The following is an 18,871-nucleotide window of genomic DNA, read 5'->3' as shown; positions in this document are numbered from 1 at the left end:
TTTAAAAGCCTTCCGATATCGGAAGGCTTTTTTATTTTTACAAAAACCTTAAAAAAGCATGAACTATATTCTTTTCGATGGGCCTGCGCGCAATAGCTTATTGCCATTTACATATACACGCCCTGTAGCCGATATCCGCGTTGGAATTTTAACCATTAGAGAAAAATGGGAACGTTATCTAGGATATACTACAACTACTGTTACCGAAGATTATCTTTCCGATAAGTATCCTATGGTTGAAATGGAAAGTAACGTGATGATTAATGCTTCTGTATTGCCAAACTCCGAATTGGTTGAATTGGTTAAAAGTTTGGAGCCTAACCAGGCCGTTTTTAAAGGAGAGGATGTTATTGCTTTTCATTCACAGGATACACAAGAGGATATCGATCTTGAAAGTTACGATGCTATTGAATATGAAGGTGAGTGTATTACTATTGAACATACCTGGGATATCTTTAAAAAGAACGGAGATGCTTTACAGGATGATTTTGAATTGTTAACCTATGGTAGACGTTCACAATCCATTCCGTCCAGCAATAAGGTTATAGGATCTGAAAATATTTTTATTGAGGAAGGAGCTAAAATCGAGTGTGCTATTTTAAATGCAAGCACAGGACCAATTTATATTGGTAAGAATACAGAAGTAATGGAAGGGAGTATTGTTCGGGGGCCATTTGCTCTATGTGAAGGTTCTGCCTTAAAACTTGGTGCTAAAATTTATGGTCCAACAACTATAGGACCACATAGTAAAGTTGGAGGAGAGGTAAACAATTCTGTGATATTCGGATATTCAAATAAAGGTCACGATGGATTTTTAGGTAATTCAGTGTTGGGTGAGTGGTGTAATATTGGAGCAGATTCCAATAACTCAAATTTGAAAAACAATTATGCGGAAGTGCGTTTATGGGATTATCAAACAGAAGGTTTCGCGCGTACAGGCCTTCAGTTTTGTGGGTTAATGATGGGCGATCACAGTAAATGTGGAATTAATACCATGTTCAATACTGGTACTGTAGTCGGGGTTAGTGCAAACATTTTTGGTAGTGGATTCCCAAGAAATTTTGTTCCCAGTTTTTCTTGGGGAGGTAGTAGTGGTTTTACCACTTATCTTACCAAAAAAGCCTTTGAAGTTGCAAAGGTGGTAATGTCAAGACGAAATGTTGAGTTTACCGAACAAGATGCCGCTGTTCTAGAGCATGTTTTTGAGTTGAGTAAAGAATATAGAAGAAACTAGTTAGTATGCTTGGATTTGTACTTATTTATTGGATAGGAAAGTATTTCTATCGTTTAGCAGATCAATTCAATCAAAAAAAATGGTTGTTTGCTATTCTAGGTGTGGGGTTTTATTATGCCAGTATGTTTGTAGGTGGAGCTATTCTTGGTTTTTTAGATGCGCTGTTTAACTGGGGAGTAAATTGGGATAATGCTTTTATTGGTCTCTTGGCAATACCTTTTGGTTTGAGTGCAGTTTATTTATTTTATACACTATTGAAAAAGAAATGGGAGAAATCCTTTGTTGAGGAAAAAGATGAAATTGACCAAATAGGAACACTTATAGAGTAGTTCATTGTTCAAAAATATATAAAAAAGAGGTCTTCTAAACGGAAGACCTCTTTTTTATATATAATAGTAGATTTGGGTTATTGCACAACTAATTTAGCTGTGTATACTTTTCTGGAATGTATTTTAACAATATATACGCCTGTTGGCAAATCTTGGGTTACCAAAGAATATTTATTGTTGTTTACATTTTCTGTGGCATACATAAGCTGACCATCGGTGCTGAATAATTCTATCTTATCGATAGGGTATTTCGATGAAATGATACTTTGATTGGTATTTGATGTTGGATTAGGGTAAAGCTTAAGCCCATGATCAATTTCAAATTCATTATTTGAAAGGGTTTCATCTATTACCTGAAAATCCACTCTGTTAGATACTTCGTTATAAGAATCGTTTGTGAACATCACTACGTAATAATTTCCAGCTGCTGTAGGCATGGCTTCTTCGGGTAAAGTTGTTGTTCCTTCTGCCAATCCTTCAAAATAAGTGTAGCTGATAAGAGGATCTATATTTGGGTTAGCATCGCTAGGGTATATGCCCAACCAGTCTTTAACGATTCCAGGGGCATCGGTCCAAGAAGCGGTAATTTGCTCACCCAATTGATATACGGGTTGGTTAATCCAAAGATTGGTAACCAAATCTCCAACTTTAAAGAATACTTTATTCCCAATAGATTCGTACCCATCCAATAAAAAGTATTCAGCATAATAATAGCCAGGATTTAGATTGTTAAAAGTTTTGGTTTCAGCTGTATTGTTGACGTAAGACCATGCTGTGGAGTTGATGTCACCTGGAACATGTCCCATTTTGTATATACCTATCCAATCGTTGTTTAGTTGTGGGGCGTTTGTAAATGATATGTTTACGGGAGTTCCTTCAGCGTATTCGGCTGCATCTGCTGAAAGTACAGGTGTCGGTCCAACATAAAAATATTGGCGTTCTGCGATTTCTGTATAACCATCATCTGAAAATATAGCAACAAAATATCTTCCAGCTTGCGATATCCCATCATTAAAGTTAATGGAGCCATTAGAGTTTCCGTCCGTGTACAACCATGAAATTGAAGGAGAAGAAAGACTAGGTGTTTGAGAAGCAGTATAAAGACCAACCCAGGTAGTGTTTTCGGCTGGGGCGTCTGTATATTCAACTATAATAGGAGAATCGATTTCGTAAGACTCAGCATCTAGCGTAATAGCAGTATCCAAATTTTCACTTCCTATGATTGTAAAACTTTTGGTTTCACTCCACGACGACCATTCCAAATTACGGTCTCTATAGCGCATTTTTACAAAATACTCACCGTTGGCCAATTCATTTGTTGCTAAAGTTATTTTAGAGATGTCAACTCCTAAGTTTATGTCAATAGTTGAATCGGTTTGGGTTTCATACATTCCAAAAAGGTTCTCATAATCACGGTATATTTCTTTTTCTATAATGTTGAAGTTTTCCGTTTTTGAAATCAAAAATTGAGAGGTATTTAATTCTTCTGTTGTTGTGGTTTGGTATCCAGAAGCATGAATGGTTACTGGTTGGGTAACGTCTTCAGTAAAATCATTTACGATGATAGGTTGGCTCGGTGATGCTTGGTTTTTATATCTATGGAAAGTATCCATAAGTTGGTTGTCTTTCCATTGGAATATACTTCCAATAGAGTAACTTTCAACATCCATAGTGCCATTTATAACATCGATATCCACAATTTGGTACATCCAATTACTAATGGTCTTTTGTACATCCTCAAAATCCTGTTCTGAAGACATCCCCCAGTACTGATCCCAGGCTGTACCTCCAGAGATGATATTGTAAGTGGGAGAGTCTTTTAACTGACCCCGGTGATATAAGTGATGGTGTGCACCAATGTGCATGATGTACTTGTCAGAAGTTGTTAAGTGTGGTACTGCTGTATTTCTGACCCAAGATGAAATATCTCCAACGTATTGTTCGGCTTGATAAGGACGGTGACTAAGAGAGAATATCCAGTCTACGGTATCGTCATTGTTCGCGGCAGCAACAACTTGGTGTAACCAACTTAATTGAGTTGCACCCGTATGTTCAGAACTTAAACTAATGAACAATACATTACCAGCTTGCTGCGCATAGTAATTTTCCGTTCCTGATGATATGCCTTGGTATGACATTTCATCTAAATAAAAATGATCGTAATAGGCTTGCATACCAAGAGTCCCGTATGTTTCATGATTGCCAACTGTGGTTTGAATTGGTATGTAGCCCGATAGTTTTCTGTTCTTTTTAAAATGTACATGTTCATAGTGGTCTAATGTCCCTACGTCCACTTGGTCGCCAACCATGAAAGTTAAAGCGATGTTATCGTCAGGAGAAATTGATGTTCCCCATTTTTCCTTAATCTTTCTGTAAGCAGCTGAAACAAGAGAATCATAACGAGGTTCATTTTTAAGTTGATTATCACCCATTATAAGAAAGCGAATATGCCCATCATTAGTAGCAGCTTCTCCTGGGGTTGGTAAGGTCTTAAATGAATAAATTGCAGATTCTTCACTCCCAGTTTTTATTTTGTAATAATACTTAGTGTTTGGGGTTAGATTGATCAGTTTTACAGTGTGGTAATAATAATTTCCCGGATAACCGCTGTCGGTAAAGATATTAGTATTTCCAGTAACAGTTACGTTTAGGTTAGTTGCTACGGTTCCATATTCTACAATAGATTCAGGATTACCTTCGGTTTTCCAGTTAACGTAAATGGAATTTGGTGTGACAGATTGAAGATAAGGAAATAGGTCTTGTGCAGAAGCTAGCTGAAAAAAGCATAGAGTAAGCAATAATAAATAATTCTTTTTCATAAATGTGGTTCATATTGATTAATGCTGCAAAATTACCTATGTGGTTAATGAAGATGTTTATCTGTAGTTTAACCTTGTTTTACTAATAGTTCAAGTTGCTGTTAACTAGGTTAGCATTAGGTTAAGCTAGAAAATATTTTGTTTTTGTCGAATAAAACAGCTGATCGTCTTATTTACTTGGATGTGAGTATTTTACGTTTGTTTTAGTGTGTGTTGTTTTGTAACTTTTATAGTGTGTTTCTTTGTTTATTATAATGAAGACAAAACTCTTAAAACATCTTTATCTCTTATGATTATCTGTTGAAGGTGTTGCTTTTTAATAGTTATTAACCCCACTAGCATATGAAAAGAATCATAATCTGTATAATGGCTATATTCTGCTATTGTAGAATTTTAGGTCAGGACTTTGAAGGTATTATTGAGTACAAATTAGAATATGAATCAAAAACTTCAACTATTTCTGTGGAAGATTTAGAGAAAGAATTAGGTACAAAAGCCATTACATATTTTAAAAATGGTAATTATATGGAAACTACTGATTCTAATTTTATGAATTTCCAGTTGTATAGGCATTCAGATAAGAGAATATATTTCAAGAATAAAACAGATAGAGACACATTAAGGTATGTCTCAACTGTATCGAATGTAAAGGAACCTTTTGAGTATACTATAGTTAAGCAGTCTGATACAATTTTAGGGGTTGTTTGTGATAAGTTGATAATTAATGACAATCAGGGAACCAAGATTTTTTATTATTCTTCTAAACTTCCCCTGAACCCAAAACATTACGAAAATTTCAACCTTTTTAATAAAGATGATATAGTGGCAATAATGGAAGCCGTTTATCTTAAAATGGAACTTGAGTATCCGTTATTCAATGTCGTCATGGAGGCTAAAAACATTGATAAAAAAAAGCTCAGTAGTAAGTATTTTGAAGTACCAAAGTATGTGGCCATTCTTGAGTTAACAGGTGGGTTTTGAAGTATATATAGTTGATTTGCAGTGTTGTATGTTGTATCTTTATGCCTTTAAATCAAAACAACTTTAAGATGGACAGAAAAACTTTTATTTATCGTTCTTTTGCAGCGCTGCTTCTAGCTATTCCAGCGTACTCTGTTTTAAGCTGTTCGTCCAGTTCTGATGATGGAGGAAACAATAATGAAGGTGGAAGTGGATATGGTAATGGAGGTAATAACCCACCGTCTCAACAAGGTAATTGTTTGGAAAATGGAGCAAATGCTAGTTCGATTTCTGGAAATCATGGTCATAGTTTGGTAGTTTCCATGGATGATGTCGTTCAAGGAACCCAAAAAACATATTCTATTCAAGGAAATGCAGACCATAACCATAACGTAACTTTGGGACCAAATGATTTTTCAGATCTACAGGCTAATCAATCCATTGTGGTATCTTCTACTAGTGGTTCAGGTCACAATCATTCTGTAACGGTTTCATGTGCTTAAATATATTATTTATTGATGTGAGTATTAGAACAAAATTTAACAATAAAAAAGCGATCTAGATTTAGATCGCTTTTTTATTATTTAGAAAATAGGTTATTCACTATTATAAGTGAATAACCTCATCATATGCATCGGCAACAGCTTCCATTACCGCTTCACTCATTGTGGGGTGAGGGTGTACTGCTTTCAATACTTCATGACCTGTAGTTTCAAGCTTTCTACCTAAAACAGCTTCTGCAATCATATCAGTTACTCCGGCTCCAATCATATGACAGCCTAACCATTCACCATATTTAGCATCGAAAATAACCTTTACAAATCCATCGCTAGTTCCAGCGGCTTTTGCTTTACCAGAAGCAGAGAATGGGAATTTACCAACTTTAATATCATAACCTTGTTCCTTTGCTTGCTTTTCGGTTAAACCTACACTAGCAACTTCAGGAGAACAGTAAGTACACCCTGGAATGTTTCCGTAATCTAGAGCTTCAACGTGCATTCCTGCAATTTTCTCAACACATAAAATACCTTCGGCAGATGCTACGTGAGCAAGTGCTTGCCCAGGAGTTACATCACCGATAGCATAGTAACCAGGAATATTAGTTTGGTAATAGTCGTTTACCAAAATCTTATCACGGTCAGTTGCGATACCAACTTCTTCTAGACCAATGTTTTCTATGTTCGATTTGATACCAACAGCAGATAATACGATGTCAGCCTCAATGATTTCTTCTCCTTTTTTGGTCTTAACAGTAGCTTTAACGCCTTCACCAGAAGTGTCAACTTTAGTAACTTCAGAGGATGTCATTACTTTAATGCCGCTCTTTTTGAATGAACGCTCTAATTGTTTTGACACTTCTTCATCTTCAACAGGTACAACATTTGGTAAGAACTCAACAACCGTAACTTCAGTACCCATAGAGTTGTAGAAGTAAGCAAACTCAACACCAATTGCACCAGAACCTACAACAATCATTTTCTTTGGTTGCTCAGGAAGTGTCATCGCTTCTCTGTACCCTATAATTTTCTTACCATCTTGAGGCAAACTTGGCAACTCACGAGAACGAGCTCCAGTAGCAATGATAATATTATCTGCACTATAAACAGTACCATCAACCTCTACCTTCTTTCCTGGCTTAAGGGTTCCGTAACCTTCAATAACGTCTATTTTGTTCTTTTTCATTAGGAACTGAACACCTTTGCTCATTCCCTCGGCAACAGAGCGACTGCGCTTTACAACAGATGTGAAATCTTTGTCATATTCATTTACTGTAAGCCCGTAATCTCCGGCATGCTTTAGGTATTCAAAAACCTGAGCCGACTTCAATAACGCTTTGGTAGGGATACATCCCCAGTTCAAACATACACCACCTAGGTTCTCTTTTTCAACAATAGCTGTTTTAAATCCTAATTGTGATGCTCTAATGGCTGTAACGTAACCTCCCGGACCGCTTCCAAGAACAATAATATCGTATTTACTCATGAGTCGTTTTTTTAAACTTTTATTGAAGGCACGAATTTACAAAACCTAATTGAATAATACTTTATGCTAATAAAAAATCTAAGTTTTGCTATCTTTGAGAAGTAAGCTGTTCCGTATGAATATCCCACAAAGTAGTTTTCCACGAATCGTTATTATTGGTGGTGGATTTTCAGGTGTCCGATTGGCCAAAAAACTGGCTAAACAAGAGGTCCAGGTAGTGCTGTTAGATAGGCATAATTATCATACGTTTCAACCCCTACTATATCAGGTGTCTACAGGCGGTTTAGAGCCTGATTCTATTGCTTATCCCATTCGTAAAATACTAAAGGATTTTCCTAACTTTTACTTTCGCTTGGCTAATGTGCTTTCTATCGATTCTGAAGGGGAGTGGGTTTATACTGATATTGGGAGAATTGATTATGATTATTTGGTTGTCGCCACTGGTTCTAAAACCAACTATTTTGGTAATGAGACCATTGAAAAAAACAGTATGGCTATGAAAACCATTCCCCAGTCGTTGGATTTACGGAGCTTGATTTTGGAAAACTTCGAAGCTGCTTTGTTGACCTCCGATTTAAACGAACGTGTGGCTTTAATGAATTTTGTAATTGTTGGGGCTGGACCAACTGGAGTTGAATTAGCTGGTGCATTGGCAGAAATTAAAAAAGGAATTTTACCCAAGGATTATCCAGATTTGGATACGCGTATGGCACAAATTAATTTGGTACAGTCCAATGGTAGAATTTTGCCCGAAATGAGTGAAAAAGCATCGCAAAAGGCCGAAGATTTTTTGGAGCATTTGGGGGTAAATATTTGGAAAAACACAAGAGTTCTGGAGTATGATGGAAAAACTGTAACTACAAATACTGACGAGGTCTTTAAAACAGCCACCTTAATATGGGCGGCTGGGGTGAAAGGCGCAGCAGTTAGAGGTCTTGATGGATCGAATTTTGTTAATAAATCCAATCGAATTAAGGTCAATGAATTTAACCAAGTTGTAGGGTTTAAAAACATTTTTGCAATTGGTGACGTGGCTCAAATGGAAACATCAGATTACCCTAGAGGGCATCCAATGATGGCTCAGCCTGCAATTCAGCAGGGAAAACAATTAGGGGAGAATTTACTTAGGTTATTGGAAGGTGAACCTATGATTCCTTTTAAATACAAAGACAAAGGATCTATGGCTACAGTGGGAAGAAATAGAGCTGTAGTCGATTTGCCAAAATTTAGGTTTCAAGGGGTGTTTGCTTGGTTTGTTTGGATGTTTGTACACTTGTACTTTCTGATAGGGTTTAGAAATAGGGCTATTGTTTTTGTGAACTGGCTTTACAATTATATTCGCTTTGACAGAGAAGCACGATTAATTATACGACCATATAAAAAGAGGGAAAATGTAATGGTGTCGCAAAAAGCTAAAATAAAAGACACAAGTGAAGATTAAGAAGGGGTTTTAGATACTATTCGGCAGGAACAAACTTTAGAGCCACACCATTGATGCAGTGACGCTGGCCAGTGGTTTCTGGTCCGTCGTTAAATCTATGCCCTAAATGACCTCCACAAACAGCACAGTGTTCTTCAACTCCAGAGAAGTTGTTTTCTGAGCCATCTCCATAAGCTACATTGCCCTCAATAGCACGATCAAAACTTGGCCATCCAGTACCTGAATCGAATTTGTTAACACTATTAAATAATGGGGTGTCGCAAGCAGCACAAACATAAGTGCCATTAGAATAATTGTCATTCAATGGACTAGAAAAAGCACGTTCTGTTCCGCCTTCTCTCATAACATGATATTCCATTGAGCTTAATTCAGAACGCCATTCAGAATCTGTTTTTGTTACTTTGTTGTTGTCTTTTGATGAAGTGTTCTTTTGAGCGTTTCCGTTACAGCTTAACAAAAAGCATAGTACTATTGTTATAGTGAGAGTTTTCATTTGAGGTGTAATCTATCAATTTTCATTTTATAAGTCGCTAAAGAACAATGATGCTGACATTTCTAGATTAAAAATCAAATTGAAGAATGATAGAATGTTAAGTCTTTTTGTACATTTATACTTATAAAAATAGTTACACTACCCATGAATTTAAGAACGAAACTTACAGCTTTTGGTGCTTTGGGATTGCTTTTATCCTGTGCAACAAATCCTTTTACAGGAAAAAAAACGATGGCCTTTCCAGGCACTGAAAACAGTACCCTTTTTCCAGCTTCATTTCAACAATACAGTCAGTTTTTAAATGAGCACAAGGTTGTTAATGGTACAAAAGATGCAGAAATGGTAAGCCGCGTAGGGGAACGTATCGCTAATGCTGCTTCAAGATATTTAAATGCTAATGGTTTTAAGGGGTATCTTAAGGATTATCGATGGGATTATAATTTAGTGGAAGATAAAACTGTTAACGCTTGGTGTATGCCAGGGGGGAAAATAGTTGTTTATACAGGCATATTGCCAATAGCTAAATCAGAAGCTGGGTTGGCAGCAATTATGGGGCACGAAGTGGCACATGCGTTAGCAAATCACGGTCAACAACGCATGAGTGCTTCATACCTTCAGCAAGGGTTGTCTGTAGCTGGAAATTTGGCCATTCAAGACCCTATGGCGGTAGATATTTTCAATCAATCTTATGGGGTGGTTTCCAATGTTGGAGGGATGTTGCCATTTAGTCGAAGCCATGAGTCTGAAGCGGACAGAATTGGAATTATTTTAATGGCTATCGCTGGTTACAATCCAGAGGAAGCTCCTGAAATTTGGAAAAGAATGAATGCAAATGGAGGGGGGGCACCCCCAGAAATATTAAGTACGCACCCATCTAACAATTCTCGTATTTCAGAGCTTACAAATATGATTCCCAAGGCAAAAGCCGAAGCCAAGAAATTTGGGGTCACTACATTTGTTAATTAAGAAATAAACAGGATAAAATATTTGTTTACTTTTAGGGGCTGTTCAATAAAATGAACAGCTTTTTTTCTATGGATAATCTCAAAAAAGGAAGTAAAAAACTACTTAACGCATGGGCTTTTTACGATTGGGCAAATTCGGTTTATGCACTAACCATTGTTTCAACGATTTTTCCTATATACTATGGGGCTCTATTTACTGAAGGAAAGAATACAGTTCATGCTTTTGGTTTCGAGTTTAAGAATACAGCATTAATCTCATTTGTTACAGCTTTTACTTTTTTGGTTGTGGCGGTTATATCACCTTTTTTATCTGGTATAGCCGATTATATTGGAAACAAAAAGGCCTTTATGAAATTTTTCTGTTATTTGGGATCTATTGGTTGTATTGGTCTCAATTGGTTTGAACTAGGTAATATTTATTGGGGGCTGTTATTTTACTTCTGCGGTTTGCTGGGCTTTTGGGCAAGTTTGGTGTTTTATAATTCCTATTTACCAGATATAGCATACCCAGAACAGCAAGATAAAATTAGTGCTAAAGGGTTTTCATTGGGATATATAGGTAGTGTATTGCTTCTAATTGTCAATTTAGCAATGGTAATGTATCCACATTGGTTTGGCATTACGGGTACAGAAGGGGAAGCCGCCATGAAAGCTATGCGCTACTCTTTTATTACCGTAGGTGTGTGGTGGATTGTTTTTAGCCAGTATACTTACTATTACCTGCCGAAAGGCGTTTCAAAAGGTCATAAGGTTACAAGGGATGTTCTTTTTAAAGGGGTAAGGGAGCTTAAAACGGTTTGGAGTGAACTAAAAGAGGATCTTAGGCTTAAGCGTTATCTCGGAGCTTTCTTTGTTTACAGCATGGCTGTGCAGACTATTATGCTTGTAGCAGCTTTTTTTGGTGAACAAGAAATAAGTTGGGGTAGTGACGATGAAAAAACAATGGGTCTAATAGTGAGTGTTTTGGTGATTCAAATTGTTGCAGTATTGGGAGCTGTGATGACTTCTCGTGCTTCTGCAAGGTTTGGTAACATCAACACACTTATAGTCATTAACTTTATTTGGATGGGACTTTGTTTCTATGGGTATTTTGTGCAAACCCCGATGCAATTCTATATTACTGCTGCTTTTGTAGGACTTGTAATGGGGGGAATCCAAGCCTTATCGCGCTCTACCTATTCAAAGTTTTTACCAGAAACCAAGGATACTACATCATATTTTAGTTTTTATGACGTTTCTGAAAAGATAGGTATCGTTATAGGGATGGTGCTATACGGAACAATTGATCAGATTACTGGTAGTATGAGAAATTCAATTTTATTTCTGTTTATTTTCTTTTTATTTGGCATAATTCTTTTGTTTAGAGTACCAAAAAGGCAGTTGCGATTTAATTAAAATTATTTATGTTTGTGAAAAAATTAACAAATCTATTATGAGACAAATACTTGTACTTTTTTGTATTGGCGTGTTAAGTATGGCCTTTACTTGTGAGAATGAACCTTTGGAAGGAGAATTTCAAGAATATAATGGAAATAACAATAATACTGTTACACCAGCATTAACTTGTGAGGAAGCTACTGAGATATTGGCCCAAGCTTCAATAAATTACACTAACGCAACTGTTGACAATCAAGTAGAAATGTGTTTGTCTTATCGAAGTGCATTAGAGGATTATTTAGAAACCTGTGGAGACCCTAGTGGAACTATTGCCATTACCCTTGATGCTCTTGGGAATTGTGGTTATGAAGGTCCAGCAGATTGTGATGAAGCCGTGGCGTTGGCTAGCGTTGCAGCTCAAGCTTATGAAAATTCTGATGCAACAAATGAAGTAGAGCTATGTCAAGAATATAAAGAAGCTTTACAACACCAAATAACCCTATGTGGGGATGAAGATGGTAGTTTGCAAGCAGCAATTGAATTATTGGGAGACTGTGGCAGTACTGTAGAAGAGCCACAAGATTGCATTCAAGCAATTCAGCAAGCTATGGTTGCAGAAGAAGCATTTAATAATTCTAATGAAGAAAATTTTACAACCTTATTACAAGCATATCAAGAGGCTTTACAAGCACAACTCTATTGGTGTGGGCTTGGAGATGGATCTGTACAGATTAAATTGACATGCCTTCAAGACTGTGAGTCTATGGAAGATTACAATTGTAATCTGGCAGCTTACTATGCACAACTTGCCCAGATAGAATATAACAATGTTGACGAGACTAATGAGGATGCTAATATGGCAGCATGTTTAGCTTATAAAGAGGCTTTAACAAATCAATTGGCCGTTTGTGGTGATGACGCTGAAAACACACTACAAGGAATGATTGATGCTTTGGGAGATTGTAGTGGTGAAGAGCAAGGGCAAGGTGTTGTTTCTTTTTCAATAGCAGAAGAAGAGTATGTATTTACTTTTTTACAGGTTTCAGACGAATCTGGTCAAAAGACAATATCATCTGCAGAAGCTTCTAATGGCGTATCTTTCCAATTCACTATTACAGGGGGATTAACAGGTATGAATAAAATTGAATCATTTGAGATTCTTTATTCTGATGAGAATACTTACCAGATGGATGTAACAGAGTTCGAGCCGTATTATTCCGATGAAATTACTGTAAACAATGCAGATCAACTTATCGGAACTTTTGGAGGTTCGTTTTCGAATGCAGATGTGCCAAGTAACTTTGTAGTTGAAATGGGGCAAATTGAAATCACATTCTAATAAAAAAAGTACTTTGTGTATAATAAAAAAGCCGCTCTCTGAGCGGCTTTTTTTATATGGGTACTTTTAAAAAATAATATTCTTATGGTGTAACTGTTTTGTAGCTAGAAGCTTATTGATTCTTCATAAGCAATATTGTATTTGTAAGATAAAGTTAATTTTTTAAACATATAAAAAAATGATATGTTTGTAAGAAAATTAACAAAATCTATTAAAGAAATGAAAAAAATTAAACTAACAGGTCTATTAATGTTGTCATTTTTAACCTTTTCGTTAACGTCTTGTGAAAGTGATTCTAATGATGATAATAATAACAATGAAGTAGGTGAATCTACTGGTGATTATTGGCCACTTGCAGTAGGGAATAGTTGGAATTATACCGTTGAGATGGATAGCCAAAGTCAAGATGACAGTGAAATTACCATTATTGGAAACGAAACGATCAATGGAGTAAATGCCTTTAAGTTCAATAACCTGGTAATGTCTAACACAGCAACAGATGGAACCATGTTTGATAATCTAGATGTGGTAACGTATTCATATAAAGAAGGTGGTGACTATCATATAGGAATGGATGATTTAAATGCTGAATATCAAGGTATGATGCAGTTATCTCAAGATGGTTACGATTATATTGTACTTAAGGATTATTTAGAAGTGGGTGAAACATGGAATACGGATTTTACTGTTACAACAAATATAGAGTATACAGATCCTAATTATCCAGATCAGGAAATAGATCAAACCATGGAATTGGATGGTATAATTCTTGAAAGAGACGCTACAGTTGAGGTAAACGGAGAAACTTACTATCCAGTAATTAAGGTAGGGATTGATATGCTTTCCGATTCTATGGGACAGCAAGTCTCCTACAATTATACATATTACTTTGCTGAAAATGTAGGAATGATTAAAATGGACGGTGTTATAACGGATGGTTCAACTTCTACTCATATGTTACAGGAACTTGAAACTTACTCTTTAAATTAATTTCAGCTTAATTTATTCAAAAAGCCACTCGAAACATGAGTGGCTTTTTTAATTAAGAATGTATTCTTAATTCCTAAAGAAACTGACACTACCGTAGTCCGATTCAATTTTTATCATATTACCGGAATTTTGGTTTCCGCTATAGCCAGAATAATATTTGTCGGTATGATCTTTTTTGGTGGTTGTAAAATTAAAGTTGTCTAGTTCTTTTAAAGAAGCATATTCTAAATCAATCTCGAAATTGAAATTATAGTCTGGACTGCATCCTACTTTTATTCCCGTATAATCCGACTTTATACGAACCGTAGATACATTTTTGTGCAGACGTTCTATTTTTATGGCACCATAATCGGCATCTAAATCCAAAGCTTGGTACACATCTCCAATTTTGGTTGTGAGATAGTCGCCATTTCCTTTTAGGTTGTTCACTTGATCTATCGAAATAGCTCCATAATCACAATTAAAAACTATGTTTTCTGCAACTTCAATATTTGATTTGGTATAATCTGCTGTTATGTTTAAACCTTTAGTCTTTGCAACGGTATAGCTGCTGTAATCGGCATTGATTTTTCCACTGTTTATAAACTCAAAATAGCAGTTATTGGTATAGTCGAATTTGATGATGTTATTTTCTGCCATTAATTCTTTTGTTGTGATTTTTCCGTAATCGCAACTAATGGTTGCTTGCCCTTCCAGTTTAGCTAGGTTAATGTTGCCGTAGTCATTTTTTAGGTTTACCCCATTGGTAATAGGCATTTTTACGATATAGTTTATTTTCATGTTTACATTGCTATTGCCCCAATTCCAAAACGACTTGTCCTTATTGAACACTGTTTTAGCAGAAACCTCATTGGTTGAGGCTGTGAAATCTACCGTAATGTCTTCCAGCTTTTGTTCTACTTTATCCAAGTTGTTTCCACTAGTAGTTATAGTGATTTCAAACACTACACGGTTTTCGCTCCAGGTAATCACATCGAGATTACCATAACTGTTGTCTATACTCACCAAGGCGTTTTTGTTAACGTTGAACTCCTTTTTAATGGTTTTTGACTTCTCGTGTTTATCACCAGCAAACATGGCCTGCGATTGCAATGTTAATAAAGCAACTAAAAAGAGGGTGATACACTTATATGGTATTATTGTTTTCATAGTTCTGTTTTTTGAGATTTTTAAAGGTTTCTATTTGTTCCAGTACTGTTTGTAAGACGTCTATTCTATTTTGAAAATTTGAAATCATGGCGTAGATTACTCTACTATCGTTACCGCTTGTAGCCAAATCTGATTTGAGAACTTCATATTCGTTTTCTAAATGCTCAAGCTGTTTTAGAGCATCGTTTACAAAATGTTGGGTTTGTGGCGTTACTTCTTTGTTTAGAAGTCTTATTTCCTCGTTTATGGTTGTAACGAAAAAGCTTTCCGTATTAGCCATTTTAGGTGAAACAGCTGCCAATCCTTCTAATTTAGGCTCTCTGTTTAGAGAGATAGCAATTGCTAAAAACAAAGCTAAAAGGGCGGCAATTCCAGCCATTGGTCTCCACAGCATTCTTACCGATCTGGTTTTATGGGGTATTGCTGTTTCCTGTTGTTCCAATTTATCCAAGAATCGTTGACGGTGCCCGCTTTTAGGCTCAAGGATATCGAAATCGTTTTGTAGCGTTTCAAATAAATTATCTATTTTGTCACTTTTCATGATGCCTAATTTATTATTGGTTCCAACTTCTTTCTTAATTGTTCTTTAGCTCGTGAGATTGTTGTTCTGCAATTAGCATAGCTAATCTTCATAATGTCGCAAATCTCGTCGTAATCGTATCCTTCAATTAGGTGTAAAGTCAATGCAAGTCTATAATTGTCTTTCAGGTGGTTCATCTCCCTTATCACCTTGGCTACTTTTTCTTTATTTTCACTATTCGATTCATGGTCATTGGTTTGGTCTTCTACCTTGTACAGCATAGGTTCAATCGGTACATTATTTTTAGAGATCGTCTTGTTATATTGGTAAATACTGTTATTAACCACAATCCTTTTTAGCCATGCGCCAAATGTGTTCTTGTTTTTTAATTTGTCTAATTTTGTAAAGGCTGTTAAAAACGCCTCTTGCATTATATCTTCAGCTTCAAATTGATCTTTCACTATCCTAAACGCAACATTAAACATTCCTTTACTATATCTATCATAAATTTCCAGTTGGGCGGTTTTGTTACCCTGTTGGCATAGCTCAACGAGCGTTTCGATATTTTGGTTGGTCAGTGTCAAAAAAACTATAGCTTTACTTTAAAGATGAAGTCTCTTATTGATTGTTACAGTTAAAAGGGAAAATATTTTGTAATAGCTTGGCATATTAATTGAATAATAGTAGCGACTCCTAAGAACGCTAATAGTGCAAAAGGCTTGCTGTTAGGTTGATTAAGGTGTTGGATGAACTAAAATTATAAAAAATGTTCTGTTTTATTATGACAGAATGACCTAAAAATATTTATGAAAAAGTCTAATTTTTTAAGTCTTGACAGTTTGTCATTGCAGGAATTTGATGAGAATTCAGAGTTGATTCCTTTGATGACTCCAGAAGATGAAGAAGAAATTAATCGGGAAGAGCTTCCAGAAACCTTACCTATATTACCATTGCGTAATACAGTGTTGTTTCCAGGAGTGGTTATTCCTATTACTGCCGGTCGTGATAAATCTATTAAGCTTATCAACGATGCGAACAAAGGAGGTAAAGTAGTAGGGGTTGTCTCCCAAAAAGACGAAAATGTTGAAGATCCAACCGTTGCCGATATCCACGAAACCGGAACCGTAGCTCGTATTTTAAAGGTTCTTAAAATGCCAGATGGTAATGTAACAGTAATTATTCAAGGCAAAAAGCGCTTTAAGGTAGCAGAGATGATTACCGAAGAGCCTTATATGAACGCAACGGTTCGTGAGGTTGCAGAAGCTAAACCTGCAGAAAAAAATAAAGAGTTTGAAGCAATTATTGACTCCATAAAGGATCTTGCTCTTCAAATTATAAAGGAGAGTCCAAATATTCCTAGCGAGGCTTCTTTTGCTATCAGAAATATAGAAAGCGATTCGTTCTTGGTGAATTTTGTGTCATCCAATATGAATCTTACTGTGAAGGAAAAGCAAAAGCTTTTGGAAATAAATTCGCTGAAGGAGCGTGCTTTGGAGACTTTGAAGTTCATGAATATCGAGTTCCAAAAGTTGGAACTAAAAAATGATATTCAGTTGAAGGTGCAGAGTGACCTTAATCAGCAACAGCGTGAATATTTCTTGCATCAACAAATGAAGACCATTCAAGAAGAGCTTGGTGGTGTTAGTTACGAGCAAGAAATTGAAGAAATGAGACAACGCTCAAAGGATAAACAGTGGGACGAAAAAGTTGCGAAGCATTTTGAAAAAGAACTAGCCAAAATGCAGCGCATGAATCCGCAAGTTGCAGAGTATTCGATTCAAAGAAATTATCTGGATTTGTTTTTGGAATTGCCTTGGAATGAATTCAGTGAAGATAAATTCGATCTTAAGCGTGCTAAGCGTATATTGGATCGTGATCACTATGGGTTGGATGATGTAAAGAAGAGAATTATAGAATATCTAGCAGTTTTGAAGCTCCGTAATGATATGAAATCGCCTATACTTTGTCTTTACGGTCCTCCAGGAGTTGGTAAAACCTCTTTAGGAAAATCGATAGCCGAGGCTCTTGGAAGGGAATATGTACGTATATCTTTGGGTGGGTTACGCGACGAGGCAGAAATTCGTGGGCACAGAAAGACCTATATTGGTGCTATGCCCGGACGTATTATTCAAAGTCTTAAAAAGGCAGGTACATCTAATCCAGTTTTTGTATTGGACGAAATTGACAAATTGACCAATTCGCACCAGGGAGATCCATCCTCAGCTTTGTTGGAAGTTTTAGACCCTGAGCAGAACAGTGATTTTCACGACAATTTCTTGGAAATGGGTTACGATTTGTCAAAAGTAATGTTCGTAGCTACATCAAATAGTTTGTCAACTATTCAACCAGCTTTATTGGATAGAATGGAAATTATCAATGTTACAGGATATACTATAGAGGAAAAAGTAGAGATTGCAAAACGTCACTTGCTTCCAAAACAATTGAAAGAGCACGGATTAACAGAAAAAGATTTAAAAATAGGTAAATTACAACTTGAGAAAATAGTTGAAGGCTATACTCGTGAATCTGGAGTGAGAGGTCTTGAAAAGCAAATTGCCAAGATGGTACGTTTTGCAGCAAAGAACATTGCTATGGAGGAGGAGTATAATATAAAGGTAACTAATGAAGATGTTATAGAGGTTCTAGGAGCGCCAAGGTTAGAACGCGACAAGTACGAGAATAATAATGTTGCGGGAGTGGTAACTGGATTAGCTTGGACTAGAGTAGGAGGGGATATTTTATTTATCGAATCCATTCTTTCAAGAGGAAAAGGTAGTTTAAATATTACTGGGAATCTAGGTAAGGTAATGAGAGAGTCGGCTACTATTGCAATGGAGTACATTAAAGCAAATGCTGATACTTTTGGTATTAGCCCAGATATTTTTGATAAATATAATGTTCATATTCACGTGCCAGAGGGAGCAACACCTAAAGATGGTCCAAGTGCAGGTATTACAATGTTAACATCTTTAGTGTCTTTGTTTACTCAAAGAAAGGTTAAGAAAAGTATTGCTATGACAGGTGAGATTACACTTAGGGGTAAAGTATTGCCTGTTGGAGGGATCAAGGAGAAAATTTTAGCAGCGAAGAGGGCTCGTATCAAGGAGATAATTTTGTGTGAGGAAAACAGACGTGATATAGAGGAAATAAAAGAGGATTACTTAAAAGGCTTAACATTCCATTATGTAACGGAAATGAGTGAGGTTTTGGACATAGCCATTACTAATCAAAAAGTTAAGAATGCAAAAAAGCTCTAAAAGTTTTAAAGAGGA

The 18,871-nt window shown here is 36.2% G+C and carries 16 protein-coding genes; 10 read left to right on the top strand and 6 right to left on the bottom strand.

What is annotated here, in order from left to right; genetic code table 11:
- The first annotated feature begins 58 nt into the window (after positions 1-58).
- Positions 59-1,234 carry a GlmU family protein gene (locus tag PWU04_RS08870; protein WP_274475707.1) on the top strand — a complete coding sequence of 392 codons (1,176 nt, stop codon included), beginning with the start codon at positions 59-61 and terminating at the stop codon, positions 1,232-1,234.
- A 5-nt stretch (positions 1,235-1,239) separates the two neighbouring features.
- Entirely contained in the window at positions 1,240-1,563 is a 324-nt protein-coding gene (locus tag PWU04_RS08865; RefSeq protein ID WP_274475706.1) for a hypothetical protein, read from the top strand.
- A 77-nt stretch (positions 1,564-1,640) separates the two neighbouring features.
- Here PWU04_RS08865 and PWU04_RS08860 read toward each other — a convergent pair whose 3' ends face one another.
- Complete coding sequence (locus PWU04_RS08860; protein ID WP_274475705.1) at positions 1,641-4,382, bottom strand: fibronectin type III domain-containing protein; 2,742 nt, start codon at positions 4,380-4,382, stop codon at positions 1,641-1,643.
- 366 nt (positions 4,383-4,748) lie between these two features.
- Between PWU04_RS08860 and PWU04_RS08855 the strand changes: the two genes are divergently transcribed.
- Complete coding sequence (locus PWU04_RS08855; RefSeq protein ID WP_274475704.1) at positions 4,749-5,363, top strand: hypothetical protein; 615 nt, start codon at positions 4,749-4,751, stop codon at positions 5,361-5,363.
- Positions 5,364-5,431: 68 nt separating this feature from the next.
- A complete protein-coding gene (locus tag PWU04_RS08850; protein ID WP_274475702.1) occupies positions 5,432-5,845 on the top strand; it encodes a hypothetical protein in 414 nt (137 codons plus the stop codon).
- 103 nt (positions 5,846-5,948) lie between these two features.
- On the opposite strand, the gene lpdA is transcribed toward PWU04_RS08850, so the two are convergent.
- Positions 5,949-7,325 carry a dihydrolipoyl dehydrogenase gene (lpdA, locus tag PWU04_RS08845; RefSeq protein ID WP_274475701.1) on the bottom strand — a complete coding sequence of 459 codons (1,377 nt, stop codon included), beginning with the start codon at positions 7,323-7,325 and terminating at the stop codon, positions 5,949-5,951.
- Between the two features lie 115 nt (positions 7,326-7,440).
- On the opposite strand from lpdA, the gene PWU04_RS08840 reads away from it, so the two are divergent.
- Positions 7,441-8,766, top strand: a complete 1,326-nt coding sequence (locus PWU04_RS08840) for an NAD(P)/FAD-dependent oxidoreductase (protein WP_274475700.1) — start codon at positions 7,441-7,443, stop codon at positions 8,764-8,766.
- A 16-nt stretch (positions 8,767-8,782) separates the two neighbouring features.
- On the opposite strand, the gene msrB is transcribed toward PWU04_RS08840, so the two are convergent.
- Positions 8,783-9,259 (bottom strand): peptide-methionine (R)-S-oxide reductase MsrB, encoded by a 477-nt coding sequence (gene msrB, locus PWU04_RS08835; protein ID WP_274475699.1) that lies wholly within the window; start codon positions 9,257-9,259, stop codon positions 8,783-8,785.
- Between the two features lie 144 nt (positions 9,260-9,403).
- Here msrB and PWU04_RS08830 point away from each other — a divergent pair, with 144 nt between their 5' ends.
- The 4 genes from PWU04_RS08830 (at position 9,404) to PWU04_RS08815 (ending at position 13,930) form a co-directional block, all read left to right on the top strand.
- Positions 9,404-10,225, top strand: a complete 822-nt coding sequence (locus tag PWU04_RS08830) for a M48 family metallopeptidase (RefSeq protein ID WP_274475698.1) — start codon at positions 9,404-9,406, stop codon at positions 10,223-10,225.
- A 68-nt stretch (positions 10,226-10,293) separates the two neighbouring features.
- Positions 10,294-11,619 (top strand): MFS transporter, encoded by a 1,326-nt coding sequence (locus PWU04_RS08825; RefSeq protein ID WP_274475697.1) that lies wholly within the window; start codon positions 10,294-10,296, stop codon positions 11,617-11,619.
- 37 nt (positions 11,620-11,656) lie between these two features.
- Positions 11,657-12,940 carry a hypothetical protein gene (locus PWU04_RS08820; protein WP_274475696.1) on the top strand — a complete coding sequence of 428 codons (1,284 nt, stop codon included), beginning with the start codon at positions 11,657-11,659 and terminating at the stop codon, positions 12,938-12,940.
- A gap of 219 nt (positions 12,941-13,159) precedes the next feature.
- Positions 13,160-13,930, top strand: coding sequence for a hypothetical protein (locus tag PWU04_RS08815; RefSeq protein ID WP_274475694.1), 771 nt, complete (start codon positions 13,160-13,162; stop codon positions 13,928-13,930).
- Positions 13,931-13,996: 66 nt separating this feature from the next.
- On the opposite strand, the gene PWU04_RS08810 is transcribed toward PWU04_RS08815, so the two are convergent.
- From PWU04_RS08810 to PWU04_RS08800, 3 genes are read right to left on the bottom strand one after another with little or no spacing between them, the layout of a single operon-like run.
- Positions 13,997-15,079: a hypothetical protein gene (locus PWU04_RS08810; protein WP_274475693.1), complete on the bottom strand. Its 1,083-nt coding sequence runs from the start codon at positions 15,077-15,079 to the stop codon at positions 13,997-13,999.
- Positions 15,057-15,620, bottom strand: a complete 564-nt coding sequence (locus tag PWU04_RS08805; protein WP_274475692.1) for a hypothetical protein — start codon at positions 15,618-15,620, stop codon at positions 15,057-15,059. The genes PWU04_RS08810 and PWU04_RS08805 overlap by 23 nt, the downstream gene beginning before the upstream one ends.
- A gap of 5 nt (positions 15,621-15,625) precedes the next feature.
- A complete protein-coding gene (locus PWU04_RS08800; protein WP_274475690.1) occupies positions 15,626-16,183 on the bottom strand; it encodes an RNA polymerase sigma factor in 558 nt (185 codons plus the stop codon).
- Between the two features lie 222 nt (positions 16,184-16,405).
- On the opposite strand from PWU04_RS08800, the gene lon reads away from it, so the two are divergent.
- Complete coding sequence (gene lon / locus PWU04_RS08795; RefSeq protein WP_274475689.1) at positions 16,406-18,856, top strand: endopeptidase La; 2,451 nt, start codon at positions 16,406-16,408, stop codon at positions 18,854-18,856.
- The last annotated feature ends 15 nt before the right edge of the window (positions 18,857-18,871 follow it).

The sequence above is a fragment of the Mangrovimonas aestuarii genome (genome assembly GCF_028767185.1).
GTDB lineage: Bacteria > Bacteroidota > Bacteroidia > Flavobacteriales > Flavobacteriaceae > Mangrovimonas_B > Mangrovimonas_B aestuarii.
Note: the sequence above shows the minus strand (reverse complement) of the source record. Positions and strands in the feature narration are given on the sequence as shown.

Bases quoted from the DNA above. Each gene is read 5' to 3' on its own strand.
- PWU04_RS08870 (WP_274475707.1), top strand. From the start codon at position 59: ATGAACTATATTCTTTTCGATGGGCCTGCGCGCAATAGCTTATTGCCA.
- PWU04_RS08865 (WP_274475706.1), top strand. From the start codon at position 1,240: ATGCTTGGATTTGTACTTATTTATTGGATAGGAAAGTATTTCTATCGT.
- PWU04_RS08860 (WP_274475705.1), bottom strand. From the start codon at position 4,382: ATGAAAAAGAATTATTTATTATTGCTTACTCTATGCTTTTTTCAGCTA.
- PWU04_RS08855 (WP_274475704.1), top strand. From the start codon at position 4,749: ATGGCTATATTCTGCTATTGTAGAATTTTAGGTCAGGACTTTGAAGGT.
- PWU04_RS08850 (WP_274475702.1), top strand. From the start codon at position 5,432: ATGGACAGAAAAACTTTTATTTATCGTTCTTTTGCAGCGCTGCTTCTA.
- lpdA (WP_274475701.1), bottom strand. From the start codon at position 7,325: ATGAGTAAATACGATATTATTGTTCTTGGAAGCGGTCCGGGAGGTTAC.
- PWU04_RS08840 (WP_274475700.1), top strand. From the start codon at position 7,441: ATGAATATCCCACAAAGTAGTTTTCCACGAATCGTTATTATTGGTGGT.
- msrB (WP_274475699.1), bottom strand. From the start codon at position 9,259: ATGAAAACTCTCACTATAACAATAGTACTATGCTTTTTGTTAAGCTGT.
- PWU04_RS08830 (WP_274475698.1), top strand. From the start codon at position 9,404: ATGAATTTAAGAACGAAACTTACAGCTTTTGGTGCTTTGGGATTGCTT.
- PWU04_RS08825 (WP_274475697.1), top strand. From the start codon at position 10,294: ATGGATAATCTCAAAAAAGGAAGTAAAAAACTACTTAACGCATGGGCT.
- PWU04_RS08820 (WP_274475696.1), top strand. From the start codon at position 11,657: ATGAGACAAATACTTGTACTTTTTTGTATTGGCGTGTTAAGTATGGCC.
- PWU04_RS08815 (WP_274475694.1), top strand. From the start codon at position 13,160: ATGAAAAAAATTAAACTAACAGGTCTATTAATGTTGTCATTTTTAACC.
- PWU04_RS08810 (WP_274475693.1), bottom strand. From the start codon at position 15,079: ATGAAAACAATAATACCATATAAGTGTATCACCCTCTTTTTAGTTGCT.
- PWU04_RS08805 (WP_274475692.1), bottom strand. From the start codon at position 15,620: ATGAAAAGTGACAAAATAGATAATTTATTTGAAACGCTACAAAACGAT.
- lon (WP_274475689.1), top strand. From the start codon at position 16,406: ATGAAAAAGTCTAATTTTTTAAGTCTTGACAGTTTGTCATTGCAGGAA.